Here is a 24945-nt window from a genome sequence, read left to right on the forward strand (position 1 = left end):
CGATCTCCCCGGGTGCGAAACGCGTCGGCAGTGGTCGCGGGCGGTCGCTGACGCGAACGTCCCGCTCGTACCGGATGCTTGGCACCGGGAGTGACCTGCGCGTGAACGCGGCGGCAACGCGCAGCGCCGATCACCGTACGTCGATCTTGGACTACCCTGTGCGTCCACGACCGCTCGTCGGACGGCCGGGGCGCGGTTACTGCTCGTTCATCTTTCGGGGTACGGGAGCTATTCCTCCGGGAGTGCCACCCGCGCCGCGGGAGGCCGCTCGCGCCACAGCGTGAGAGCCACGCCGACCAGGCCGACCCGGGCGAGCGAGGGCACCTCGCCCAGCGGGTGCCAGGCCGCCATGTCGGTCGAGCCGTTGGTCTCGTGGCGCAGCTCGCCGCCCACGACCCGGCCCTCGTAGACGAGCCGTACGCCGTGGTGGTCGACGGAGCGGCCGAAGCGGCGCGGGAAGCGGCGGCGGACGGAGTCCACGCCGAGCAGGCCGGTGACCTCGACGCGGTAGCCGGTCTCCTCCTCCAGCTCCCGCAGGACGGTGTCGTGGGGGTCCTCGCCGTGTTCCATGCCGCCGCCGGGCAGCGTCCACTCGGGTGCGCCGCGCTTGTCACGGCCGCGGGCGAGCAGGAGCCGTCCGTCACGGACGCAGACGGCGTAGGCCGCCACCCTCAAGTTCTGACGCACACAGGGACGTTAACCCGCCGGGTCCGGGTTGGCAGGTGAGTACGCGGGAGCGGACCAGCGCAACAGCACCTGGAGGCGGGCAGCGCCCGCGCTGCTCGGCGATCGAGCGGACCGGCACGTCGGCGTAGAAGCGCAGGACCAGGACCTGCCGCTGGGGGTCGGGCAGCTCGTCCAGGCCCTGGGCGACGGCGAGGGAGAGCAGGTGGGTGTCCTCGCCGGAGGCGTGCTCGGGCTGCCGCAGCGCGGCGAGGCGCTCCCCGAGCTTCCCCCACTGCCCAAGGGCGTGGGGGTGCCCCCACCTGGCGGCGCGTGGCCCGGTGCCAGTCCATCGCCAGGTGGGAGGCGACGACCGCGGCCCACGCCGAGACGTCGCGCGGCGCCTCCATGCCGTTCGCCGCCCGCTCCAGCAACCGCAGGCGGACCTGCTGCACCCGGACCTGCTGCACCCCGTCCAGCAGTCCGCCTGCGGCACCCCGTCCAGCAGTCCGCCTGCGGCACTCCGCCGAGCGCGAGCACCGCCCGCACCCGGCGCTCCTGGGCCGCGTCCAGCGGATCGTCCAGCGGATCGTCCGCACCGGGGTCCGCCCCCTGGCCACGGCGCACCCTTCTGCGCAGCACAAGCGACCCCCTCACCGCGTTTCTTCTACGACGCCGCAGCCGCCGGAAACGTTCGGCTCCGTTTCCCGGTTCGAGGCAGAGGCGTACGTCACACCGCCGTATGCGCCGGCAGCGGGCGGGCAGGCACGAGGCAGCACAGCTTGCGGCACGGAGGCCTCACCGAGCGAATTTCTGCAGCTCACCCGGTGTGGACGCCGGAGGACCGCATCCGTGCGCCGGGTCGGCTCGTCCCATTCCTCGGGCACGCCGCGCAAAGAATTGGACACGTGGGCCGGGGTCGGCCGCATGATGGAAAGGCCTCGGCCGAGAACACGCACGTACAGAACACGCAGAGGGAGTCACCGTGAGGGTCGGAATCGTCGGAGCCACCGGTCAGGTCGGCACGGTCATGCGCAGGATCCTCGCGGAGCGGAACTTTCCCCTGGACGAGCTGCGCCTGTTCGCCTCGGCCCGCTCGGCGGGGACGGTCCTCGACGGCGTGACGGTGGAGGACGCGGCGACGGCCGAATACACCGGCCTGGACATCGTGCTGTTCTCGGCGGGCGGCGCGACCTCGAAGGCGCTGGCCGAGAAGGTCGCCTCGCAGGGCGCGGTCGTGATCGACAACTCCTCGGCCTGGCGCAGGGACCCGGACGTACCGCTGGTGGTGTCCGAGGTGAACCCGCACGCGGTCGTGAACCGCCCCAAGGGCATCATCGCCAACCCGAACTGCACGACGATGGCCGCGATGCCGGTCCTGAAGCCGCTGCACGCGGAGGCGGGCCTCGAGGCGCTGGTCGTGGCGACGTACCAGGCGGTGTCCGGCTCAGGCCTCGCGGGCGTCGCGGAGCTGCACGGCCAGACCCAGAAGGTGGTCGCCGACGCCGACAAGCTGACCCACGACGGCGAGGCGGTCGACTTCCCCGAGCCGGCCGTCTACAAGCGCCCCATCGCCTTCAACGTGCTCCCCTTCGCGGGCAACCTCGTCGACGACGGGCTGAACGAGACCGACGAGGAGCAGAAGCTCCGCAACGAGTCCCGCAAGATCCTCGAGATCCCGGACCTGAAGGTCTCCGGCACCTGCGTCCGCGTCCCGGTCTTCTCCGGCCACTCCCTCCAGGTCAACGCCCGGTTCGCGCGCCCGCTGTCGCCGGAGCGCGCCACGGAGCTGCTGGCCGACGCCCCCGGCGTGGTCCTCACCGACATCCCGACCCCGCTCCAGGCGGCCGGCAAGGACCCGTCGTACGTCGGCCGCATCCGCCGCGACGAGACCGTGGACAACGGCCTCGCCCTGTTCGTCTCCAACGACAACCTCCGCAAGGGCGCGGCTCTGAACGCCGTCCAGATCGCGGAGCTGGTGGCGGCGGAACCGCGGGGCTAGTCCCTGCGCACCTCGTAGAGGAAACACCCGTACTCGACGGCCCGGACGTGCACGAGCGCCACGTCCGGGTCGTCGAACGCGTCGTGAAAGGCCGCACGGAACTCCTCGGGCCGCTCCACGAGCCGACCGCCGAGGATCCTGCCGTCGGCGGAGTAGCGGCGGACGGCGCGGTGCGCGTTCGTGAACGGGTGGGCACTCCCGTCGCCCGGGCCCGCGCACTCCTCGGCGTGGATGAACACGGGTCCCTGCTCGTCGTACGCCCCGGGATCGGCGCCCGTCTGCGCCGCCCAGCGCCGCAGGGGCGCATACGACACGAGGGCAATCCGCTCGCCCGCCTCACTCCGGCGCAGACAGCAGCGAAGGGGCGCGCCGCCTTCGCCGTCGGTGACGGGGACCATCGGCCGCCCGGCGTCATCGAGAGCGCGCAGTTGCCGCAGGACCGCCGGGGGGATGGGCCGGGCGGTGTACGTCGTCGTGTCCGCAGTCGTGTCCGCAGTCGTGTCGGTCGTCATGCGTCCAGGCTTGCCCCCGCCGACTCCGTTCACCGGCGGGATCCGGACATCGCTTTCCGTGGACGTCACATGGAAGGATGGCGCAATCCACACATCACGAGGAGATGACCGCGTGCCTGGCACAAACCTGACTCGCGAAGAGGCGCAGCAGCGGGCGCAGCTGCTCACCGTTGACTCGTACGAGATCGATCTCGACCTCTCCGGCGCGCAGGAGGGCGGTACCTACCGGTCCGTGACCACGGTGCGCTTCGACGTCGCCGAAAGCGGCGCCGAGTCCTTCATCGACCTGGTGGCCCCGACCGTCCACGAGGTGACGCTCAACGGCGACCCCCTCGACCCCGCCGAGGTCTTCAAGGACTCGCGTATCGCCCTGCCGGGCCTGCTGGAGGGCCGCAACGTCCTCCGCGTCGTCGCCGACTGCGCGTACACCAACACCGGCGAGGGCCTGCACCGCTTCGTCGACCCCGTCGACAACCAGGCGTACCTCTACACCCAGTTCGAGGTTCCGGACGCCCGCCGGGTCTTCGCCTCCTTCGAGCAGCCGGACCTGAAGGCCACCTTCCAGTTCACCGTGAAGGCACCGGAGGGCTGGACGGTCGTGTCCAACTCGCCCACCCCGCAGCCCCAGGACAACGTCTGGGTGTTCGCGCCGACGCCGCGCATCTCTACGTACGTCACCGCGCTCGTCGCCGGCCCGTACCACTCCGTCCACAGCGTGTACGAGAAGGACGGGCAGAGCGTGCCGCTCGGCATCTACTGCCGGCCCTCCCTCGCCGAGTACCTCGACTCGGACGCCATCTTCGAGGTGACCCGGCAGGGCTTCGACTGGTTCCAGGAGAAGTTCGACTACGCCTACCCGTTCGAGAAGTACGACCAGCTGTTCGTGCCGGAGTTCAACGCGGGCGCGATGGAGAACGCGGGCGCGGTCACCATCCGCGACCAGTACGTCTTCCGGTCCAAGGTGACCGACGCGGCGTACGAGGTGCGCGCGGAGACCATCCTGCACGAGCTGGCCCACATGTGGTTCGGCGACCTGGTCACCATGGAGTGGTGGAACGACCTGTGGCTGAACGAGTCGTTCGCCACCTACACCTCCATCGCCTGCCAGGCCTACGCGCCCGGGTCGCGCTGGCCGCACGCGTGGACCACCTTCGCCAACTCCATGAAGACGTGGGCGTACCGGCAGGACCAGCTGCCGTCCACCCATCCGATCATGGCCGAGATCCGCGACCTGGACGACGTCCTCGTCAACTTCGACGGCATCACGTACGCCAAGGGCGCCTCCGTCCTGAAGCAGCTGGTCGCGTACGTCGGCATGGACGAGTTCTTCCGGGGCGTGCAGGCGTACTTCAAGCGGCACGCCTATGGCAACACGCGCCTGATCGACCTGCTGGGCGCCCTGGAGGAGACCTCCGGCCGCGATTTGAAGACCTGGTCGAAGAAGTGGCTGGAGACAGCGGGCATCAACATCCTCCGCCCGGCGATCGAGACGGACCATGACGGCGCCGACGGTGTCATCACCTCCTTCGCCATCCGTCAGGAGGCCCCCGCTCTGCCCGCCGGCGCGAAGGGCGAGCCGACCCTGCGCCCGCACCGGATCGCGGTCGGCCTGTACGACCTCGACGACGCGAGCGGCAAGCTGGTGCGCACCGAGCGCGTCGAGCTGGACGTCGACGGCGAGCTGACCGCCGTACCGCAGCTGGTCGGCAAGCGCCGCCCGGCGGTGATCCTGCTCAACGACGACGACCTGTCGTACGCGAAGGTCCGCCTGGACGAGCAGTCGCTCGCCTTCGTCACCGAGCACATCGGCGACTTCGAGTCGTCCCTCCCCCGCGCCCTGTGCTGGGCGTCGGCGTGGGACATGACCCGGGACGGGGAGCTCGCGACCCGCGACTACCTGTCCCTGGTGCTGTCCGGCATCGGCAAGGAGTCCGACATCGGTGTCGTGCAGTCGCTGCACCGCCAGGTGAAGCTGGCCATCGACGTGTACGCCGACCCGGCCGCCCGCGAGGCCCTGCTCACCCGCTGGACCGAGGCCACGCTGGCCCACCTGCGCACGGCCGAGCCGGGCAGCGACCACCAGCTGGCGTGGGCGCGCGCCTTCGCGGCGACGGCCCGTACACCGGAGCAGCTGGACCTGCTGGAGGCCCTGCTGGACGGTTCGCAGACGATCGAGGGCCTGGTCGTCGACACGGAGCTGCGCTGGGCGTTCGTGCAGCGGCTGGCGGCGGTCGGGCGGTTCGACGAGGCGGAGATCGCGGGCGAGTACGAGCGCGACAAGACGGCGGCCGGCGAGCGCCACGCGGCCACCGCCCGCGCCGCCCGTCCGACGCCGGAGGCCAAGGCGGAGGCCTGGGCGTCGGTCGTGGAGAGCGACAAGCTTCCGAACGCCGTCCAGGAGGCGGTCATCGCGGGCTTCGTCCAGACCGACCAGCGGGAGCTGCTGGCGCCGTACACGGACAGGTACTTCGAGGTGGTCAAGGACATCTGGGAGTCCCGCTCCCACGAGATGGCCCAGCAGATCGCGGTCGGCCTCTACCCGTCCATCCAGGTGTCCGAGGACACCCTGCGCAAGACGGACGAGTGGCTGGCCTCCGCCGAGCCGAGCGCGGCCCTGCGCCGGCTCGTCCTGGAGTCCCGGGCGGGCGTCGAACGCGCCCTGAAGGCCCAGGCGGCGGACGCGGCGGCGGCCGAGTAGTTCCTCTTGTACCGACGGGGGGCGCCCGGTGCTCGACCGGGCGCCCCTTCTCATCCTGTCCGGGGGAGGACGTCGGCACGCGGGTCCTTTCGCTGGTAGGTGATCGCGGCCGGATCTACCGTCGCAGCGCCTGACTCGTCAGGTCCGTCGGATCTTTTCGAGCATTCCTTTCGGAGGAACCGAAGGATCGTGCCGGTACGCGGGCCGGGCCGGCCGGGCGCACCCCGAGCTGCCCCGCCACCGTCGCCCCGAACGCCAGTGCCATGCCGGCCAGTTGGACGGGGGTGAGGGCCTGTCCGAGCGCGGCCCAGCCGACCACGGCGGCGGTGAGCGGCGACAGCGGGCCGAGGAAGGTGACCTGGGTAGCGGTGAGCCGGCCGATGCCGCGGAACCAGAGCCAGTACGCGACCGCGGTGTTGGCCAGGGCGAGGTAGGCGTAGCCGCCGACGGCCCGGGCGTCCGGCGCGGGCGCACCTTCGGCCAGGAAGGCGAGGGGCGCGATCAGCAGGCCGCCGGCGGTCAGCTGCCAGCCGGTGAGCGCGAGCGGACCCACGCCGGCCGGGCGGCCCCATTTCTTGGTCAGCACCGTGCCGGTGGACATCGAGGCGGTCGAGGCGAGGGCGGCCAGGACGCCCACGGGGTCAAGAACCCCGGCGGCCTTCAGTACGACGAGGCTGACGCCGAACGCGGCCGCGATCCCGGCGAGCAGTGCCCGCGCCGTCGGCCGCTGCCCCGCAGCAGCGCGGAGAGGCCCACGACGAACAGCGGGCCGACCGAGCCGACGACGGCCGCCATGCCCCCGGGCAGCCGGTAGGCGGACAGGAAGAGGAGGGGGAAGAAGGCGCCGATGTTGAGTGCGCCCAGGGCCGCCGACTTCCACCACCAGGCGCCCTTCGGCAGCACCCGGGCCAGGGCGATCAGCAGGAGCCCGGCAGGCAGGGCGCGCAACAGGGCCGTGAACAGCGGGCGGTCGGGCGGGAGGAGTTCGGTGGTGACGGCGTAGGTGGTGCCCCAGGAGACGGGGGCCAGGGCGGTGACGGCTATGAGGACTGTGCGACTGGCGACCATGGGACGCACCCTTCGAAGCGGGACCGGCGGTTGCCGGACCCAGGTGGCTCGAGCGAAAAGTAGCTTAGCTCTAAGCTACTTTCCGTCAAGCCACTTTCTTGCGGGTGACCGTAGCGGCGGCGGATACTCCAGCCATGAGTGCACGCCCGGAACAGCGCAAGGACGCCGTCGACGCGATCATCGACCAGTGGGCGGCCGTGCGACCCGACCTCGACACCACGGCGATGGAGGTCTTCGGGCGGATCTTCCGGCTCTCGCGGGCGATGGGCGACCGGATGGAGAAGGCCTACGCGCCGTTCGGGATCTCCCGCGGCGAGTTCGACGTCCTCGCGACGCTGCGCCGCACCGGCGCCCCGTACACGCTCTCGCCCCGGCAGCTCTCGGCGACGCTCATGCTCACCACCGGCGGTATGACCGGCCGCCTCGACAAGCTGGAACGCGCGGGACTGCTGCGCCGCTCCCCCGACCCGCACGACCGCCGCGGCCTGCAGGTGACGCTGACCGACAAGGGCCTGCGGCTCATCGACGAGGCGGTCGTCGCGGGCCTCGCCGTCCAGACGGAGGCCCTGTCCACCCTCGACGACGAGCAGACCGGCCAACTGGCCGACCTGTTGCGAGAGTTGCTGACGGGGACCCAGGGCTCCCCGCAGTAGCCCGACCGCCACGGAGCCGTTCCGTCCACCCCGGCCGCCCATCTGTGGACGAAGTTCACCGACCGCATCGCCGCGTCGGAAGAAAGCCGATCGTTCCCTTCTGGAGCTGCTGCTCACCGGTGTACACACCGAACGGACATTCTTTTCGAACACTGCCACGCGTCCGGGAAATTCACGTCTGACGCCCCCCGGCGGGCGGCTGCTCAGCCTACGTGGGCCGCTACCGCGGACTCGATCGCGGCCGGGTCGGCCGAGTCCGCCGCCCAGGCCACGTAGCCGTCGGGGCGGACCAGCAGGGCCGTACGGCGGTCGCTTGCCCAGCGTGACGCGGTCAGCCGGTCGGCGCGGTCCCGGCCGACCTCGTACTCCTGCGGAGCGATGAGCACGAACCGGCCGCCGCGCAGGGCCTCGTAGAGGCGGCCGCCGCCGGCGAGGGCGACGTCCGGGACGCGGGTGCCGACGAGACGGTGGGAGCCGCGAGGAGAGGCGTACCGGTAGCCGATGCCGGTGATCTGGCCGACCGCCCTGCGACGGGCCGGGGCGACCGTGGTGAGGACGGTGGTGAGCGCGGCGCGCAGGGCCAGCGTCCAGGGGCGCTTGGCCATGGCGAGGCGGACGATGCCGCCGCTGCTGCGCAGCACCGCCTTGCCGACCGGGTGGCGCTCGGCCTGGTAGGTGTCGAGGAGCGCCCCGGGGGCGTGGCCGGTGACGACCTGGGCGAGCTTCCAGCTGAGGTTGGCCGCGTCCTGCAGGCCGGTGTTCATACCCTGGCCGCCGGCCGGGGTGTGGACGTGGGCGGCGTCGCCGGCGAGGAAGACGCGGCCGACCCGGTAGGCGGGCGCCTGGCGCTCGTCGCTGTGGAAGCGGGACATCCAGCGGGCGTCGTGCATGCCGAAGTCGCGGCCGAGGGCGAGCCGGGCGATCTCCTTGACCTCGTCCAGGCCGACGGGCTCGCTGTCGGAGACGTTGCGGCCGCGGTTCCAGCCGATGACCCGGTAGTAGCCGTCGCCGAAGGGCGCGATGAAGGCGAAGGCGTCGCCGACGGCGTTGACGGTGAGCAGCGCCTCGGGCTGCTCGGCGAGCAGCACGTCCGCGAGGACGACGGAACGGATCACCGAGTGCCCCGGGAAGGGCAGCCCGATCGCGTTGCGCACGGCGCTGCGCATCCCGTCTGTGCCGACGACGTACGCGGCCCGCAACGACTCCGGCCGCCCGCCGGTCCTACGGACCTCGACCGTCACACCGTCGGCGTCCTGGGCCAGCCCGGTCACCTCGGTCTCGTACCGGAAGTCCACGCCGGCCTCGACCGCGCGGCGCTCCAGGACCTTCTCCACCTCGGACTGCGGGAGGACGAGCAGGTGGTTGAACCGGGAGGGGAGGTGCGCGAGGTCGATGCTGAGCCGGCCGAAGAGCCGGAGCCGGTCGAGGGGGCGGCCGACGGCCTCCAGGTCGTCAGCGAGGGCGCGGGCGTCGAGCTGCTCGAGGGTGCGGGCGTGCAGGACGAAGGCGCGGGACAGGTTGCTGATCTTGTGCGGCCGCTTTTCGAGGAGGGTGACGGGGACGCCGGCGGTGGCGAGGTCACCGGCCAGAAGGAGGCCGGTGGGGCCGGCGCCGACGATGATCACTGGGGTGGGGATGGGAGTGTGGGCGGGGGTGCCAGTGCTGCCGGTCATGAGGGCCTCCTGGATGCCAGCATTCGTTGGCGAACGCTCGTTGGTCAACACTTGTTGGCCAACGTTCGTTGGCAAACGTAGGCCCGAGCCCTGGACTTGTCAACGCCTGTTGGCCTACATTTGTTGGCATGCCTGAAGGAAACTCCCCCGCACCCGCCCCCACGCGCCGCTCCGACGCCACCCGCACCGCCATCCTCGACGCCGCGCGCGAGCGCTTCGCCGCCGACGGGTACGAGCGGGCCACCATCCGCGCGATCGCCAAGGACGCGAACATCGATCCGTCGATGGTGATGCGGTACTACGGCAACAAGGAGCGCCTGTTCGCGGCGGCCGTCTCCCTCGACCTGCGGCTGCCGGACCTGGCCGCACTGCCGCGCGAGGAGGTGGGGCGGACGCTGGTGTCGCACTTCATCGCCCTGTGGGAGGAGAACGGGGAGCTCACGGCGATCCTGCGGGTCAGCGCCACCAATGCGGCCGGGGCCGAGCGTATGCAGGGCGTGTTCCGGGACCAACTGCTGCCGGTCGCCCGGCAGGTGTGCCCCGACCCCGAGCAGGTCCCGGCAAGATCCGCGCTGTGCGCGGCGCAACTGCTGGGGCTCGCGCTCACCCGCTACGTGCTGCGGTTCCCGCCGGCCGTGGCGCTGACACGCGAGGAGATCGTGGCGTGGCTGGCGCCCACGGTGCAGCGGTACCTGACCGCGCCGAGCCCGTGACAGACGCGCCCCGGAAACACGCCCGAGCCGTGAGACACGTCGAGGGCGCCGGCCTCGCCCACGCATGGCAGTGTGCGTACATACGGCGGGGTCGGCGCCCTCGGCGGGAGCCTGCGGTGGGCGGCCCGGTGCGGGCGGCCCCGTGTCAGAAGGTGCCGGTCGGCCTTCTCAGAAGGTTCCGTCAGACCTTCTCAGGACGTTCCGGTCAGGCCTTCGCCTTGACGTTGATGTTGCGGCTGGTGCCCTGCTGCTTGGCCCGGGACTTGTCCAGCACGACGACCAGGCCCGCGATGATCACGAACAGGGCCAGCGGGACGCCGACGAAGAGACCCAGCGTCTGGATGACGCTCAGGCCCGTGCCGGGGTCGTCGCCGTCGTCGCGGGTCAGCGCGAGCGCGGGGGACGACATGAGCAGCATCATCAGCGTCGTACCGGCGGCCAGGGCGCCGGCGCGCAGGGCGTTCTTCTTGTCCACGGTGCAAAAGTAGCAAACGCCCGAACGGGCCGCGCGCCCGGGGTGCCGTACGGGGCACCGGGAACCCTCTCCCGAGCCGTCCACGGCACCTCCACGGTCAACCATCCCCGCCCTTCGCCCCGCGCACCCCCGCCCGCAACACGTCCGTCAGCGCGTGGAGCCGGGGCGACGCGGCCAGTTCCTCCAGTGTCACGGGGCGGCCGTCCGCGTCGGCGAGGGGCAGGCGCCAGTTCGGGTACTGGTCCCACGTGCCGGGGAGGTTCTGCGGGCGGCGGTCGCCGACGGCGTCCGGGAGCCAGACGCCGATCATGCGGGCCGGGGTGCGCAGCAGGAAGCGGTGGACGGCCTGGATCTCGGCCTCCTCCGAGGACATGCACAGGCCGCCGCTCGTGCCCTGCAGCAGGCCCAGTTCCGTCAGCAGCGACAACCACTCGCCCGTGTCCGCGGCCGCCTCCGCGCGCTCCTCCTCCAGCGGGCGGGTGAGCAGGCCGAGGCGGTGGCGCAGTTCGACGTGCTCGCCGGTGAGGCGGGCCGCGGTGGGCGGCAGGTCGTGGGTGGTGGCGGTGGCGAGGCAGTCGGCGCGCCAGCGTTCGGGGGGCAGGGGCCGGCCGTCGCCCTCCCAGTCCCGCTCGAACCACAGCACCGAGGTGCCGAGCACCCCACGCCGGTTCAGCGTCTCGCGCACCCCGGGCTCGACGGTCCCCAGGTCCTCGCCGATCACCACGGCCCCGGCCCGCGAGGCCTCCAGCACCAGGATCGCGAGCATGGCCTCGGCGTCGTAGCGGACGTACGTGCCCTCCGTCGGCGGCCGGCCCTGCGGGATCCACCACAGCCGGAACAGGCCCATGACGTGGTCGATGCGCAGGGCGCCGGCATAGCGGAACAGGGCGCGCAGCAGGCGGCGGAAGGGCGCATAGCCGGACTCGGCCAGGCGGTCGGGGCGCCACGGCGGCAGGCCCCAGTCCTGGCCCCGCGCATTGAAGGCGTCCGGCGGGGCGCCGACCGACATGTCGGCCGCGACGTACTCCTGTTGCGCCCAGGCGTCGGCCCCGGCGGGGTGCACGCCCACCGCGAGGTCGTGCACGACCCCGATCGGCATGCCCGCCTCGCGCGCCGTGCGCTGGGCGGCGGTGAGCTGGGCGTCGGTGAGCCAGGCGAGGCGGGAGTGGAAGTCGACCCGGTCCATCAGCTCGGCGCGGGCGCGGGCGGTCTCGGCGGACCGCGGATCCCGGAGCCCCGCGGGCCACCTGTGCCAGTCGGAGCCGTGCACCTCGGCCAGGGCGTACCAGGTGGCGTGGTCCTCCAGGGCCTCGCCCTCCTCGGCGAGGAAGTCGGCGTAGGCGGCGCGGCGGGTAGGGCCGAGCGGCACCTGACGCAGCAGCTCCAGCGCCTCCCGCTTGAGTTCCCACACCGCGTCCCGGTCGATCAGCGCGCCCTTGTCGAGGACGGCGGCGCGCAGCCGCTCGGCCCGCTCCTGCAGCGTCCGCAGGCGTTCGCGCTCCTCGACGTACGCGAACTCGGGGATGTCCTCGACGCGCAGGTGCACCGGGTCGGGGAAGCGGCGCGAGGAGGGGCGGTAGGGGGACGGGTCGGCGGGGGCGCCGGGCACCGCCGCGTGCAACGGGTTGACCTGCACGAACCCGGCGTCCAGCGCCCGCCCGGCCCATGCGCTCAGCTCGGCGAGGTCACCCAGGTCGCCCATGCCCCAGGAGCGGTGCGACAGGAGGGAGTAGAGCTGGACGAGCAGCCCGTACGAACGTCCCGACGGCGTGGGCAGCCGGGCCGGGGCGACGACCAGGTGCGCCTGCTGGGTCCGGCCGTCGGGGGCGGTGGCCGTCAGCCGGTGCACGCCGGTCGGGAGGCGGTCGGCGGCGGCGCGGGTCTCGCCCTGCTCGGTCTCGATGCGCAACCGGGTGCCCGGCGGCAGCCCGGCCAGGGCGGCGGGCGCACCCTCGCTCGGGCCGGGCGTGTCACCGGTCCACCACACCACGGTCGGCGGCAGCAGCCGTTCCCCGAGCTCCCGTTCGCGGGCGGTGAGTGCGGCGCGGGCGGCCTCGGGGGTGCTCGCGTCGACGTCGAGGGCGGCCAGGGCGGCGACGACCGCGGCGGCGGAGGCCGTGACCGTACGGCCCGGGGAGGGGCTGTAGGACGTGGCGACGCCGTGCAGCTCGGCGAGCCGGGTCAGGTCCTCGGTGGGAAGTTCGGCCGGCCGCGGCGCCGTCATCTACAGCTCCGCACTGCAGGGGTCCGGGTCGGACAGGGGTGCCCCCTGCTCGAGCGCGGCAGCGAGCTCGGCGGAGGACTCGCTGGTCAGGGGCGCGGCCTCGGCGAGCGGCGGCTCGCTGGTCAGCGGCTCGGCATCGGGCAGCGGTGGCTCGCTGGTCAGCGGGGCCTCGGTGCAGGGGCCCTCCGCGCTGAAGACGCACAGGTGGGGGTCGGCGGGCGGCTCCGCCGTGCGTTTGGACAGGGCCGAGAGCAGAAGGTGTGCCGGTGCGGCCACGGGGGCCTCCTTGTCGAGTACGGCATCCAGCGGATTACCGCAGCCCTACCCAGTGCGCGCGACGGCAGACGCACACAAACGAACTACGTGCTTCTGGTCACATTCCGCGCTCTCCAGGTTGGGGCAAACGCGGCACATTGGCCACTCCCGTTGACACCTCACCGCGCGGATGGTGGGCTCGATGTTCTTCGACGTTCTTCGACGTTCTTCGACGTTCTTCGACACTGCCATGGGGATGGCCGACGACGAGGAGGGGGTCCGTGCAGCTTCGGCGCGGGAAGGGGGCGGCCGCCCTCGCGTTCGCCGTCGTCGCCGGATCCCTGGCGGCCGCTCCCGCGGCCGACGCGGCTCCGCCGGTCCCCGGTACCGCGACCACGAATCCGGAGCAGCCCTCCGCCGCCTCCCCCGACGTCGCCGTCTGGCCCCGCCCCCAGTCCCTGCGCACCACCGGCGGCACGGTCGCGGTCCCTGAGCAGGTCGCCCTGATCACCGACGCCACGGCGGACCCGTACGCCCTCGACGCCCTGTGCGCGCTGCTGCGCAAGGCCGGGGCTCGGAAGATCACGACGGCCGGTGAAGCGGACTCCGCCCCGGCGGGCGCCCTGGTCGTGCGGGCGCGCACCGAGCAGCCGCACCGCGATCCGCGCCACGCGCTCCCCTCCGGCGGCTATCTCCTCACCGTCGGCCACGGCGGCATGAGCCTCACCGGCGCCGGCGAGGACGGCCTGTTCCACGCCGTGCAGACGCTGCGTCAACTGGTCCGCCCCGACGGTACGGTCCCGGGCGTCGTCGTCCGTGACTGGCCGGGCACCGCCGTGCGCGGCACCACCGAGGGCTTCTACGGCACCCCGTGGACGCAGGAGCAGCGGCTCGCGCAGCTGGACTTCATGGGCCGGACCAAGCAGAACCGGTATCTGTACGCTCCCGGCGACGACCTCTACCGGCAGGAGCGCTGGCGCGAGCCGTACCCGGCCGGGCAGCGGGCGGCGTTCCGGGAGCTGGCCGAGCGGGCGCGCCGCAACCACGTCACGCTCGCCTGGGCGGTGGCCCCGGGCCAGTCCCTGTGCTTCGCGTCGGACGCCGACGTACGGGCGCTGACGCGCAAGCTGGACGCGATGTGGGCGCTCGGCTTCCGGGCCTTCCAACTGCAGTTCCAGGACGTCAGCTACAGCGAGTGGCACTGCGGCGCGGACGCGGACCGGTTCGGGTCCGGGCCGGACGCGGCGGCGCGGGCGCAGGCACGGGTGGCGAACGCGGTGGCCCGGTACCTGGCGGAACGTCACCCCGGTGCCGCCCCGCTGTCGTTGATGCCGACCGAGTTCTACGAGGACGGCGCGACGCCGTACCGGCGGGCACTGGCGACCGCGCTGGACCAGGGCGTCCAGGTCGCGTGGACGGGTGTGGGCGTGGTGCCCCGGACCATCACCGGGCGCGAACTGGCCGAGGCCAAGGAGGTGTTCGGACATCCGCTGGTCACCATGGACAACTACCCGGTCAACGACTACGCCGAGGACCGCATCTTCCTCGGCCCCTACACCGGCCGCGAACCGGCCGTCGCGAGCGGCTCGGCCGCGCTCCTCGCCAACGCGATGGGGCAGGCGGAGGCCTCCCGCATCCCGCTGTTCACGGCCGCCGACTACGCCTGGAACCCCCGCGACTACCGCCCCCAGGAGTCCTGGCGTGCGGCGGTCGCCGACCTCGCGGCGGGCGACGGGCGGCGCGCGGAGGCGCTCTCGGCGCTCGCCGGGAACGACGCGTCCTCGGTCCTCGGCGGCACCGAGTCGGCGTATCTGCGGCCCCTGATCGCGGACCTCTGGCAGGCGCGCACGACGACGGACCGCGCCGCGTACGACACCGCCGAGCGGCGGCTGCGCGCCGCCTTCACGGTGCTGCGCGAGACGCCGCAACGTCTGGCGGGCGACAGCGGCCTGGCCGCCGAAGTCGCCCCGTGGTCCGCGCAGTTGGCCCGCTACGGCGAGGCGGGCGCGGCGGTGCTCGACATGCTGCGCGCCCAGCGCACCGGCGACGCGGCGGCCGCCTGGGCCGCGTACCGGACGCTCGGCCGGCTGCGCGTCGACCTCGGGCACGGCGGGGTGACCGTGGGCAAGGGCGTGCTGGACCCTTTCCTCGACCGGGCCGAGCAGGCCTACGAGGCCTGGGCGGGCCTGGCGCACGAACCGGCCGTGAACCGGGGCGATGCCGGGGACGGCCGCACGCTCCGCTTCCCGCGCGCCCGTGCCCTGGCCTCCGTGACGGTACTGACGGACCCCGGGACCAGCGGAGACGTCGAGGCACACGTCCCGGGGAAGGGCTGGCGCCGCATCGGGACGCTGCGGGAGACGGGCGCGACGGAGCTCACGGTCCCCCGGCGGCCGACGACCGGCACCGGCACCCACCCGACGACCGGCACCCACCCGACGACCCGCACCGGCACTGGCACCGGCACCGGCACCGGCTCCCACCGGGCGACCGGCGAGCCCCCCGCCGGACAAGGGCCCTGGCTCACCACCGAGGATCCCGTGGACGCCGTCCGCGTGGCCGGCCCCGCCCCCTCCCGCGTACGCCACCTGGTTCCGTGGTTCGCCGACTCGCCCGCCGCGGACCTGGAGTTGTCGCGCACGAGCACGGACGCGGAGATCGGCGGAACCGAGCGGCTGACGGCCCGGCTGGCCTCTCTGCGCCCGGCCGAGGTCAGCGGCAAGGTCACCGTCGAGGCCCCCGAGGGCATCGAGGTCCGCGTCCCGGCCGCCTCCCTGACGCTGCAGCGGGGCACGACGACGGAGGTACCCGTCGAGGTGACCGTGCCACCGACCTCGCCGTCGCGGCCGTACGACGTCCGCATCTCCTTCGCGGGCGTGACCCGTACGCTCACCGTCCGCGCCTTCCCGCGCACCGCGGGCCCCGACCTGGCCCGCACCGGCACCGCGAGCTCGTCCGGCGACGAGACGCCCGACTTCCCGGCGTCGGCGGCGAACGACGGCGACCCGGGCACGCGCTGGTCCTCGCCCGTCGACGACGGCGCGTGGTGGCAGGTGGAGCTGGCCCGCCCGGTACGGCTCGGCCAGGTGGTCCTCCACTGGCAGGACGCGCACCCGTCCGCGTATCGCGTCCAGGTCTCCGCGGACGGCCGCCGCTGGCGCACCGCCGCCACCGTGAAGGACAGCCGGGGCGGCCGCGAGGTCCTGCGGATGGACCAGCGCGACGTGCGGTACGTGCGGGTGCAGGGCGAGAAGCGGGCCACGCAGTACGGCTATTCGCTGTGGTCGGTGGAGGCGTACGCGGTCGTGGACTGAGCCGCGGGCGGCTCGCGCCGAGGTCTTCCGCCGATCATTTCGCCGATCATTATCGCCGATCATTTCGCCGATCATTTTCGGCGCTCACTATTCACTCAGTACATGTATTGAGTACATACTGATCTCCATGAGTACCCGCCACATCCTGCTGGGGCTGCTCGCCGGAGGGCCGAGCCACGGCTACGACCTCAAGCGACGCCACGACGACCACTTTCCGCAGGCCCGCCCGCTGGCCTACGGGCAGGTGTACACGACCCTGCAGCGGCTGGTCCGTGACGGCCTCGCGGAGGTGGAGGGGACCGACTCCGACGGCGGCCCCGAGCGGACGCTGTACCGCATCACCGCGGAGGGCTCCCGCGAACTGGCCGCCTGGGCCGGGGAGATCACACCGCCCGCGCCCTTCGTGACGAACGAGATCTTCGCCAAGGTCGTCGTCGCGATCCTCACCGGCGGCGACCCGGCCGCCCATCTGCGGGCGCAGCGGGCCGCCCACATGGAGCGGATGCGGGAGCTGACGGCGGTCAAGACCGCCCCGGGCGCCGACCTGACGACCGTGCTCTCCGCGGACTACGCCCTCAACCACCTCGACGCCGACCTGCGCTGGATGACCACCACCCAGGCCCGGCTCACCAATCTGACCGCGGAGGTCGACCGAGCATGACCACCCACCCGGCGCCCCTTCTGGTGGCCCGAGACCTCGTCAAGGCCCACGGCAGGACCCCGGCGCTGCGCGGCGCCGGCCTGGAGCTGCGCGGCGGCGAGATCGTCGCCGTGACCGGCGCCAGTGGCAGCGGGAAGTCCACGCTGCTGCACTGCCTCGCGGGCATCGTCCGCCCGGACGGGGGCTCGGTGACCTACGGCGAAGAGCGCCTGGACACCCTGCCCGAGCACCGCCTCGCCGAGCTGCGCCGCACCGACTTCGGCGTGGTCTTCCAGTTCGGCCAGCTGATCCCCGAGCTGACGGCCCTCGACAACGTGGCGCTGCCGCTGATGCTGGCCGGGACCGCGCGCCGGGACGCCCAGAAGCGGGCCGGCGCGTGGCTGGAGCGGTTCGGCGTTCAGGGGCAGGAGACGCTGCGCCCCGGGGAGTTGAGCGGCGGCCAGGCCCAGCGGGTGGCGCTGGCGCGGGCGCTGGTGACCGGCCCGAAGGTCGTCTTCGCGGACGAGCCGACGGGGGCGCTGGACTCCCTGGCGACCGAGCAGGTGATGACGGCCCTGGTGCACGCCGCCCGCGAGTCGGGTGCCGCGGTGCTGCTGATCACGCACGACGCCCAGGTGGCGGCGTACGCCGACCGCGAGGTGCGGCTGCAGGACGGCGTGACGGCTCCGCTGGGGGTGACCGCATGAGGTCCGATCTGCGGCTGGCCTGGCTGCTCGTCCAGGGGTCCGACCGGCGCGAGTGGTGGCGGATCGCCCTCACGGCGGTGGGGGCGCTGTGCGCGACGGGGCTGGGCCTCGCCGCTGCCGTCCTGGCCTCGATCCGTGGGTACTTCCGCGTGTCCCTGGGCAACGGTCTGCTGGACGAGCCCGGCGAGCGCTCCGGCGTCATCGTCACCCTGCTGCTCCTGCTGGTTCCGGTGCTCGGCTTCCTCGGCCAGTGCACCCGCATCGGCGCGGTGCACCGCGACCGGCGGATGGCCGCGCTGCGGCTGGCCGGCGCGACCCCGGGCCGGGTCCGGCGGATCGCCGCGCTCGAGACGGGGCTGGCCTGCCTGCTGGGCTCGGCACTCGCCACCGCCGTCTCGGTGCTCGTCCTGCTGGGTCTGTGGCAGCGGCCGACCGCGCTCGCCTGGACCGGAATCGCCCTGATCGCGGTGGCCGTGCCGGTGCTGGGCACGGCGGCCGGGGTGCTGGCGCTGCGCCGGGTGGTGGCCTCGCCGCTCGGCTGGGTGCGGCGGACCCGGCCGCGGACGGGACGCGGGCCGGGGCTGCTGTTCCTGGGCGCGCTGCTGGTCGTGGTCGTGGCGGCACCGGTCGCCGTGGCGAGTACGTCCGCGCGCGTGCTCGGCCCGGGCTCCGGGACCGTGCCGCTCACCGTGTTCGGGGCACTCCTGGCGGTCGGCGCGGGCTCGGTGTGGTTCGCGGGCGCCACGTCCGCGCTGACCGGGCGGCAGCTCGCGGCCCGGACCGGGTCGCCCGCGGTGCTGATCGCGGCGGAGCGGCTGCGGGACGACCCGTGGGCGGCGGCCCGCACCCACGCGGCGGTGCTGCTGGTGACGGTCGTGGGAACCGGGTTCGTGGGCGTCCGGCAGGTGCTGCTCGACGAGCTGCGCGAGATGCGGCGCGTGAACCAGCTCGGGATGGACATGTCCTTCTATACGACAGGGCTGAACCTCACGGCCGCCGCCATCCTGGTCGCCCTCGTGATCGTCCTTACCGGGCTCGCGGTCGGCACCGCCGAGTCCCTCGCCACCCGCCGCCGGGGCCTGGCCGCGCAGGTCGCCGCCGGGGTGCCGCGGGCGGTGCTCGCCCGGGCACTGCTGCTGGAGACCGCGCTGCCGCTGGCCCCGGCCGTCCTGACGGCAGGCGCCGGAGGCCTGGCGATCGGCATCGGGTACGGGCGGATCGCCTCCGAGGCGCACGCCGGCTGGTCCGTACCGTACGCGGCGCTGCTGGTGCCCGCCGGCGTGTACGCCGCCTGTCTGCTGGCCGCGGCCGCCTCACTGCCGCTGCTGCGCCGCTCGGTGCGCCCGACGGAGCTGCGGTACGCGTGAGCGTCCGGTCCCGGGGGCACGGGGGACCCCCGGGACCGGAGCAGCCCTCCGGTGACACGCGGGGGACCCCTCCGGACCAGAGCAGCCCTCCGGTGACACGCGGGGGACCCCTCCGGACCAGAGCAGCCCTCCGGTGACACGGGGGACCCCCGGACCGGAGCGGCACTCCGGCCGAGGCGGGCAGCCCCTGGCCCAGGCAATACGAAAGCCCGGACGGTCAGGCGGAAATGCCGTCGATCCGGGCCAGGGCGTCGTCCGCGCCGTACGGCTGCAAGTACGGCAGCCAGCGCGGATCCCTATGGCCGGTGCCGATGATGCGCCAGGCCAGGCCGGTGGGCGGAGCGGGTTTGTGACGCAGCCGCCAGCCCAGCTCGACGAGGTGGCGGTCGGCCTTGACGTGGTTGCAGCGGCGGCAGGAGGCCACCACGTTGTCCCAGACGTGCTTGCCACCGCGGGAGCGCGGAATGACGTGGTCGACGCTGGTTGCGACGCCACCGCAGTACATGCACCGGCCCCCGTCGCGCGCGAACAGCGCCCTTCGGGTCAGAGGAACGGGTCCCCGATAGGGAACCCGGACGAATCGCTTGAGCCGGACCACGCTGGGTGCGGGGAATTTGACGGTTGCGCTGTGCATAAAGGCGCCGGACTCCTCGAGGCAGACTGCCTTGTTCTCAAGGACGAGGACGAGCGCGCGGCGGAGCGGTACGACGCCGAGCGGCTCGTACGACGCGTTGAGGACCAGGACATGCGGCACGGATGCCTCCTTGTACGCCGGCGGCGCGTGGCTCGCGCCGGGACGATCTGCAGCCAGTCTCCCCTCATGCCTGGTGGAAGCGCCACCATGTCCCGGTAACGGGCTGGGAGTGTTTTCGACCACACCTGATGCATCCCCCACTCGGCGACTCGTTCACACGGCCTGTTCAGAGGCGAGTGAGCACCGTCTCTCCTTCGAACAACGCGGGAATCCACACACCGCGCCCCGTTAATGTGGTGGTTCTGCCCGTCCGGTGACCTTACCGTGACCTCGACGATACTGACCGCTGCGCCGGAGGGCGGACGCACCTGGAGGTATCTGCCGTGTCCTTGCCCGCCGTCCTACTGGCCGCCGGTCCGTCGCCGTCGCCGTCCCCTTCGGAGACGACGACCCCGACGGTCCCCACGCTCCAGGACGCCCAGCAGAGCGCGACGAACGCCGCCAGCTGGGTCGAGCAGAACTGGTCCACGTGGCTGGCGATCGGCCTTCGGGTCCTGCTGATCCTGGTGATCGCGGCGGTGCTGAGAGTGGTGGTCCGGCGGGCGATCACCAAGCTGATAGACCGCATGAACCGCACCGTGCAGGCGGTGGACGGCACCGCGCTCGGTGGTCTGCTGGTCAACGCCGAGCGCCGCCGACAGCGCTCGCAGGCGATCGGCTCGGTGCTGCGCTCCGTGGCGAGCTTCCTGATCATGGGCACCGCGGCCCTGATGGTCCTGGCCACGTTCCAGATCAATCTGGCCCCGCTGCTGGCCTCGGCCGGTGTCGCCGGTGTGGCGATCGGTTTCGGCGCCCGCAACCTGGTCACGGACTTCCTCTCCGGCGTCTTCATGATCCTGGAGGACCAGTACGGCGTCGGCGACACGATCGACGCGGGCGTCGCCTCGGGCGAGGTGATCGAGGTCGGTCTGCGGGTGACCAAGCTGCGCGGCGACAAGGGTGAGATCTGGTACGTCCGCAACGGCGAGGTCAAGCGCATCGGCAACCTCTCGCAGGGCTGGGCGACGGCCGGCGTCGACGTGACCGTCAAGGCGTCCGAGGACCTGGACAGGGTCAAGGCCACGCTGGACAAGGTCGCCGAGAAGATGAGCAAGGAAGAGCCCTGGAACGAGTTCCTGTGGGGCCCCGTCGAGGTCCTCGGCCTGGACAGCGTCCTGCTGGACTCCATGGTCGTCCGCGTCTCCGCCAAGACCATGCCCGGCAAGGCCCTCACCGTCGAGCGCGAGCTGCGCTGGCGCATCAAGCGCGCCTTCGACGCGGCCGACATCCGCATCGTCGGCGGCGCCACGGCCCCGGCGGAGGAGGACGAGGCCCCGGACCCGACGGCGGCGGTCGCGGCCCCCTCGGCGTTCTCCAACACCGCGTCCCCGCAGGCGGAGGCGGCGGCACCCATCGCGCCGCAGCGGCCGGCGCCGAAGTAGCCCGCCCCGCCGAGCCGACGACGCAGCACCGCGCCGCGCCCCCGCGCCCCCGCGCCCCCGCAGGTAACGAGTCTGTTGCCGCGGGGGCGCCGTCTATTGACGCCCGCTTCGTCCCGGGCTTACGTTCCTCCCACCCGAATAGGAAACTTTCCTAACAGTGATCTAGGAAGGCCCGCGACCCGCCGTGGACTTCCAGGTGATCATGTTGAGAAGCTGGGCAGTTGAAGGGCAGGTGTCGAGACACATGGCAGGAACCGCCGGAACGCCGGGCACCCCGCGCGTCCTGCGCGCCATGAACGACCGCGCCGCCCTCGACCTCCTGCTGGAGCACGGACCGCTGTCGCGCACCCGGATCGGCAAGCTCACCGGCCTGTCCAAGCCGACCGCCTCCCAGCTCCTGGCCCGCCTGGAGGCCGCGGGGCTGGTCCTGGCCACCGGCACCAGTGAGGGCCGCCCGGGCCCCAACGCCCAGCTGTACGCGGTCAACCCGGCCGCCGCGTACGCCGCCGGCCTGGACGTCACCCCCGACCGCATCCGCGCCGCCGTCGCCGACATCACCGGCCGCACGGTCGGCGAGTACGAGCTGCCCACCCCCGGAAGGCGCCCTGCCCAGCCCGTCGTCCGGCAGGTCACCGACGCCCTCGACGGCGCGGTGAAGGCGGCGGGGCTGGCCCGGGACGACATCCACCGCCTCGTCATCGGCACCCCGGGCGCTTTCGACCCCAACACCGGCCGGCTGCGCTACGCCTCCCACCTGCCCGGCTGGCACTCCCCCACCCTGCTCGACGAACTCGCGGCCGCCCTGCCGATGCCGGTCGAGTACGAGAACGACGTGAACCTCGTCGCCATCGCCGAGCAGCGCCTCGGCGCGGCCCGCGGCCACCGGGACTTCGTCCTGTTGTGGAACCAGGAGGGCCTCGGCGCCGCGCTGGTTCTCGGCGGCCGGCTGCACCGCGGCTGGACCGGCGGCGCCGGCGAGGTCGGCTTCCTGCCGGTTCCGGGTACCCCCCTGGTCCGCCAGGTGACCAAGGCCAACAGCGGCGGCTACCAGGAGCTCGCCGGTTCGCAGGCGCTGCCGAAGCTGGCCCGGGAGCTCGGCATCACGGACGTGCCGACGGGCCCGTACGCCGAGGCCGCCGCCACCCTGGTCGCGCAGGCCGCCGACCACGCCACCGGCCCTCACCACCAGCTCCTGGAGACGTACGCGACCCGGCTCGCCACCGGTCTCGCCTCCCTCGTCTCCGTCATCGACCCCGAACTCGTCGTCCTCAGCGGCGCCTCGCTCACCGCCGGCGGCGAGGTGCTGCGCGCCCTTGTCCAGGCCGAGCTGGAGGAGCTGGCCGCCTCCCGGCCTCACCTCGTCGTCGGCGATGTCCGTGAACACCCCGTGCTGCGCGGCGCGTTGGAAAGTGCCCTCGCGGCCACCCGCGACGAGGTCTTCGACACCTCGCGCTGACCCGCCGTACCCGACCTCCCCTTCCCTCACCGCCCCGAGCCCGCCCCAGGGAGATCCAGCCATGCCCGAAGTATCCCGAAAAGCGGCCATCGCTCTCGCCGCCTCCGCCTCCATAGCCCTCCTCGCCACCGCCTGTACCGGCCAGTCGGGCTCCGGCGCGACCGACGACGCGTCGAAGGACACGACCATCAACTTCTGGCACGCGTGGAGCGCGCCGAACGAGGTCAAGGCCGTGACGTCACTGATTGCCGGCTTCGCGAAGGCGCACCCCAACATCCACGTCAACGTCGTCGGCAACATGACCGACGACAAGATCAACCAGGCGCTGCGCACCGGCGGCGACAAGGCGCCGGACGTGATCTCCTCCTTCACCACCAACAACGTGGGCAAGTTCTGCTCCTCGGGCGCGCTGGTGGACCTCAACCCATTCTTCAAGAAGTCGGGCATCGAACCGGAGACAACGTTTCCGAAGGCGATGAACGAGTACACCCAGTTCGACGGCAACCGCTGCACGGTGCCGCTGCTGGGCGACGCGTACGGCCTCTACTACAACAAGACGGCTTTCGCGAAAGCCGGCATCAAGAGCCCGCCGAAGACCTGGTCCGAATTCGAGACGGACGCCAAGAAGCTGACGATCCCCCAGGGCGACAGCTACCAGCAGCTCGGCTTCATGCCGGACTACCACGGCTGGGAGTCGACGACCGAGCACTATTTCGCGCAGTTCTCGCCGACGTACTTCGACTCCAGCGGCAAGTCGAACCTCGCCAAGGACCCCGCCTTCCAGGCCGGTTTCAAGCTCCAGAAGAGGCTCGTCGACGAACTCGGCGGCTACCGGAAGCTGGAGAAGTACCGCGCCACGCTCGGCGACGAGTGGGGCCCCAAGCACCCCTTCCACACCGGTCAGGTCGCCATGCAACTCGACGGCGAGTGGCGGCTGGGCATGGCCGTGGACGCCAAGCCGAAGTTCGACATCGGCGTCGCCCCGCTGCCCGTCCCCGACGACCAGGCCGACCAGTACGGCAAGGGCTACATCACCGGCACCATCGCCGGCATCGCCGCCACCAGCCACAAGCAGAACGCGGCCTGGGAGCTGGTGAAGTACATGACCACGAACACCGACGCGGTGGTCGGCTTCGCCAACGACATCCACAACGTGCCGTCCACGCTGGCCGCCCTGAAGTCCCCGAAGCTGAAGTACGACCCGCGCTTCAAGACGTTCCTGGACATCGCAGCCGACCCGAACTCGACCACGACTCCCGCGTCGATCAACGGCGGCCAGTACCTGGTGACGATCCAGCAGTTCGGCTACGACTACGAGAGCGGCAAGGAGAAGGACCTGAAGGCGGGCCTGGAAAAGACCGCCCAGCAGATCGACACGAACATCGCGCAGGCGAAGTAGTACGGGAATGAGCACCGTAACCCTGGCGTCGAAGCGCCGCCGCGCGGCGCTTCGCACAGTCGCCTTCATGTCGCCCTGGCTGATCGGTTTCGCGGTCTTCTTCGCGTATCCGCTGATCTCGACCGTCTATTTCTCGTTCATGCACTACGACGGCTTCAAACCGCCGACGTGGAGCGGCACGAAGAACTGGACGTACGTCTTCGAGAACTACCCGCTGTTCTGGCCCGCCCTGCGCAACACCCTGTGGCTGGTCCTGGTGATGGTCACCCTCCGGGTCGTCTTCGGACTCGGCGTCGGCATCCTCATCACCAAGATCAAGACGGGTACGGGCCTCTTCCGCACGCTCTTCTACCTGCCCTACCTCGCCCCGCCCGTGGCGGCCACCATGGCCTTCGCCTTCCTCCTCAACCCCGGTACGGGCCCGGTCGACTCGCTCCTGGAGAAGATCGGCATCCCGGCCCCGGGCTGGTTCAACGACCCCGCCTGGTCCAAGCCGGCCCTGACCCTGCTCGCCCTGTGGGGCGTCGGCGACCTGATGGTCATCTTCATGGCCGCGCTGCTCGACGTACCGACGGAGCAGTACGAGGCGGCGGAGCTGGACGGCGCCTCGCCCTGGCAGCGTTTCCGGTACGTCACGCTGCCGAACATTTCGCCGATCGTGATGTTCGCGGTGGTCACCGGGGTGATCCAGACGATGCAGTACTACACGCAGCCGCTGATCGCCGGAAAGGTCGCCTCGGGCGTGATCCAGGGCGCGGGCACGCAGTTCGAGCCCGGCTACCCGGAGAAGTCCACGCTCACCCTCCCCCAGCTCGTGTACAACCTCGGCTTCCAGCGCTTCGACTACGGCTCGGCCTGCGTGGTGGCACTGGTCCTCTTCGCCCTGTCGATGGTGTTCACCGCGTTCCTGATGCGGCGCCGGGGCGGTCTCATCCAGGCAGGTGACTGACG

The 24945-nt window shown here is 72.3% G+C and carries 19 protein-coding genes and 2 pseudogenes; 12 read left to right on the forward strand and 9 right to left on the reverse strand.

Going from position 1 to position 24945, the window contains the following annotated elements; translation table 11 throughout:
• Positions 1-228: 228 nt before the first annotated feature.
• On the reverse strand, positions 229-687 hold the full coding sequence (locus tag ABZV31_RS31100) for an NUDIX hydrolase (RefSeq protein WP_355900227.1): 459 nt from the start codon (positions 685-687) through the stop codon (positions 229-231).
• Positions 688-772: 85 nt separating this feature from the next.
• A pseudogene (locus ABZV31_RS31105) lies at positions 773-1305 on the reverse strand (hypothetical protein); the annotation flags it as partial.
• Positions 1306-1648: 343 nt separating this feature from the next.
• On the opposite strand from ABZV31_RS31105, the gene ABZV31_RS31110 reads away from it, so the two are divergent.
• Positions 1649-2665, forward strand: coding sequence for an aspartate-semialdehyde dehydrogenase (locus tag ABZV31_RS31110; RefSeq protein WP_355900228.1), 1017 nt, complete (start codon positions 1649-1651; stop codon positions 2663-2665).
• On the opposite strand, the gene ABZV31_RS31115 is transcribed toward ABZV31_RS31110, so the two are convergent.
• Positions 2662-3177: a DUF1203 domain-containing protein gene (locus ABZV31_RS31115; protein ID WP_355900229.1), complete on the reverse strand. Its 516-nt coding sequence runs from the start codon at positions 3175-3177 to the stop codon at positions 2662-2664. The genes ABZV31_RS31110 and ABZV31_RS31115 overlap by 4 nt on opposite strands.
• A 112-nt stretch (positions 3178-3289) precedes the next feature.
• Between ABZV31_RS31115 and pepN the strand changes: the two genes are divergently transcribed.
• Positions 3290-5875, forward strand: a complete 2586-nt coding sequence (pepN, locus tag ABZV31_RS31120; protein ID WP_355900230.1) for an aminopeptidase N — start codon at positions 3290-3292, stop codon at positions 5873-5875.
• Positions 5876-5990: 115 nt separating this feature from the next.
• Here pepN and ABZV31_RS31125 read toward each other — a convergent pair.
• Positions 5991-6943, reverse strand: a pseudogene (locus ABZV31_RS31125) (EamA family transporter).
• Positions 6944-7077: 134 nt separating this feature from the next.
• Between ABZV31_RS31125 and ABZV31_RS31130 the strand changes: the two are divergent.
• Positions 7078-7596, forward strand: coding sequence for a MarR family transcriptional regulator (locus tag ABZV31_RS31130; protein ID WP_355900231.1), 519 nt, complete (start codon positions 7078-7080; stop codon positions 7594-7596).
• A 203-nt stretch (positions 7597-7799) separates the two neighbouring features.
• Here the strand turns inward: ABZV31_RS31130 and ABZV31_RS31135 are convergent, their stop codons facing one another.
• Complete coding sequence (locus tag ABZV31_RS31135) at positions 7800-9269, reverse strand: FAD-dependent monooxygenase (protein WP_355900232.1); 1470 nt, start codon at positions 9267-9269, stop codon at positions 7800-7802.
• Between the two features lie 128 nt (positions 9270-9397).
• Between ABZV31_RS31135 and ABZV31_RS31140 the strand changes: the two genes are divergently transcribed.
• Positions 9398-9982: a TetR family transcriptional regulator gene (locus tag ABZV31_RS31140; protein WP_355900233.1), complete on the forward strand. Its 585-nt coding sequence runs from the start codon at positions 9398-9400 to the stop codon at positions 9980-9982.
• A gap of 205 nt (positions 9983-10187) precedes the next feature.
• Here the strand turns inward: ABZV31_RS31140 and ABZV31_RS31145 are convergent, their stop codons facing one another.
• The 3 genes from ABZV31_RS31145 to ABZV31_RS31155 form a co-directional block, all read right to left on the reverse strand.
• The gene (locus ABZV31_RS31145; RefSeq protein WP_355900234.1) at positions 10188-10457 is read right to left on the reverse strand and encodes a hypothetical protein; all 270 of its coding nucleotides are present in this window, start codon (positions 10455-10457) and stop codon (positions 10188-10190) included.
• A 97-nt stretch (positions 10458-10554) separates the two neighbouring features.
• Entirely contained in the window at positions 10555-12681 is a 2127-nt protein-coding gene (malQ, locus tag ABZV31_RS31150) for a 4-alpha-glucanotransferase (RefSeq protein ID WP_355900235.1), read from the reverse strand.
• The gene (locus ABZV31_RS31155) at positions 12682-12957 is read right to left on the reverse strand and encodes a hypothetical protein (protein WP_355900236.1); all 276 of its coding nucleotides are present in this window, start codon (positions 12955-12957) and stop codon (positions 12682-12684) included. It lies immediately after the preceding gene.
• Between the two features lie 260 nt (positions 12958-13217).
• Between ABZV31_RS31155 and ABZV31_RS31160 the strand changes: the two genes are divergently transcribed.
• From ABZV31_RS31160 to ABZV31_RS31175, 4 genes are all read left to right on the forward strand, one after another.
• Complete coding sequence (locus tag ABZV31_RS31160; RefSeq protein ID WP_355900237.1) at positions 13218-16250, forward strand: beta-N-acetylglucosaminidase domain-containing protein; 3033 nt, start codon at positions 13218-13220, stop codon at positions 16248-16250.
• Between the two features lie 127 nt (positions 16251-16377).
• Positions 16378-16911, forward strand: a complete 534-nt coding sequence (locus tag ABZV31_RS31165) for a PadR family transcriptional regulator (RefSeq protein ID WP_355900238.1) — start codon at positions 16378-16380, stop codon at positions 16909-16911.
• On the forward strand, positions 16908-17597 hold the full coding sequence (locus ABZV31_RS31170) for an ABC transporter ATP-binding protein (protein ID WP_355900239.1): 690 nt from the start codon (positions 16908-16910) through the stop codon (positions 17595-17597). The genes ABZV31_RS31165 and ABZV31_RS31170 overlap by 4 nt, the downstream gene beginning before the upstream one ends.
• Positions 17594-18964, forward strand: a complete 1371-nt coding sequence (locus ABZV31_RS31175; RefSeq protein ID WP_355900240.1) for an FtsX-like permease family protein — start codon at positions 17594-17596, stop codon at positions 18962-18964. Before ABZV31_RS31170 ends, ABZV31_RS31175 begins: the two co-directional genes overlap by 4 nt.
• A 217-nt stretch (positions 18965-19181) precedes the next feature.
• Here ABZV31_RS31175 and ABZV31_RS31180 read toward each other — a convergent pair whose 3' ends face one another.
• Positions 19182-19718: an HNH endonuclease gene (locus ABZV31_RS31180; RefSeq protein WP_355900241.1), complete on the reverse strand. Its 537-nt coding sequence runs from the start codon at positions 19716-19718 to the stop codon at positions 19182-19184.
• A gap of 323 nt (positions 19719-20041) precedes the next feature.
• On the opposite strand from ABZV31_RS31180, the gene ABZV31_RS31185 reads away from it, so the two are divergent.
• The 4 genes from ABZV31_RS31185 to ABZV31_RS31200 all read left to right on the forward strand — a co-directional run bounded on the left by ABZV31_RS31185 (position 20042) and on the right by ABZV31_RS31200 (position 24943).
• Positions 20042-21139, forward strand: a complete 1098-nt coding sequence (locus ABZV31_RS31185; protein ID WP_355900242.1) for a mechanosensitive ion channel family protein — start codon at positions 20042-20044, stop codon at positions 21137-21139.
• Positions 21140-21383: 244 nt separating this feature from the next.
• Positions 21384-22595 (forward strand): ROK family transcriptional regulator, encoded by a 1212-nt coding sequence (locus ABZV31_RS31190; protein ID WP_355900243.1) that lies wholly within the window; start codon positions 21384-21386, stop codon positions 22593-22595.
• A 61-nt stretch (positions 22596-22656) separates the two neighbouring features.
• Positions 22657-23994 carry an ABC transporter substrate-binding protein gene (locus ABZV31_RS31195; RefSeq protein WP_355900244.1) on the forward strand — a complete coding sequence of 446 codons (1338 nt, stop codon included), beginning with the start codon at positions 22657-22659 and terminating at the stop codon, positions 23992-23994.
• Between the two features lie 7 nt (positions 23995-24001).
• Positions 24002-24943 (forward strand): sugar ABC transporter permease, encoded by a 942-nt coding sequence (locus ABZV31_RS31200; protein WP_355900245.1) that lies wholly within the window; start codon positions 24002-24004, stop codon positions 24941-24943.
• Positions 24944-24945: the final 2 nt, after the last annotated feature.

It is taken from the genome of Streptomyces sp. NPDC005202, from assembly GCF_040608235.1.
Taxonomy (GTDB): Bacteria; Actinomycetota; Actinomycetes; order Streptomycetales; family Streptomycetaceae; genus Streptomyces.

What these genes read in the sequence shown, in the direction of transcription:
- ABZV31_RS31115 (WP_355900229.1), bottom strand. Translation starts at nt 3,177, where the DNA reads ATGACGACCGACACGACTGCGGACACGACTGCGGACACGACGACGTAC.
- ABZV31_RS31130 (WP_355900231.1), top strand. Translation starts at nt 7,078, where the DNA reads ATGAGTGCACGCCCGGAACAGCGCAAGGACGCCGTCGACGCGATCATC.
- ABZV31_RS31135 (WP_355900232.1), bottom strand. Translation starts at nt 9,269, where the DNA reads ATGACCGGCAGCACTGGCACCCCCGCCCACACTCCCATCCCCACCCCA.
- ABZV31_RS31140 (WP_355900233.1), top strand. Translation starts at nt 9,398, where the DNA reads ATGCCTGAAGGAAACTCCCCCGCACCCGCCCCCACGCGCCGCTCCGAC.
- malQ (WP_355900235.1), bottom strand. Translation starts at nt 12,681, where the DNA reads ATGACGGCGCCGCGGCCGGCCGAACTTCCCACCGAGGACCTGACCCGG.
- ABZV31_RS31165 (WP_355900238.1), top strand. Translation starts at nt 16,378, where the DNA reads ATGAGTACCCGCCACATCCTGCTGGGGCTGCTCGCCGGAGGGCCGAGC.
- ABZV31_RS31170 (WP_355900239.1), top strand. Translation starts at nt 16,908, where the DNA reads ATGACCACCCACCCGGCGCCCCTTCTGGTGGCCCGAGACCTCGTCAAG.
- ABZV31_RS31175 (WP_355900240.1), top strand. Translation starts at nt 17,594, where the DNA reads ATGAGGTCCGATCTGCGGCTGGCCTGGCTGCTCGTCCAGGGGTCCGAC.
- ABZV31_RS31190 (WP_355900243.1), top strand. Translation starts at nt 21,384, where the DNA reads ATGGCAGGAACCGCCGGAACGCCGGGCACCCCGCGCGTCCTGCGCGCC.
- ABZV31_RS31195 (WP_355900244.1), top strand. Translation starts at nt 22,657, where the DNA reads ATGCCCGAAGTATCCCGAAAAGCGGCCATCGCTCTCGCCGCCTCCGCC.
- ABZV31_RS31200 (WP_355900245.1), top strand. Translation starts at nt 24,002, where the DNA reads ATGAGCACCGTAACCCTGGCGTCGAAGCGCCGCCGCGCGGCGCTTCGC.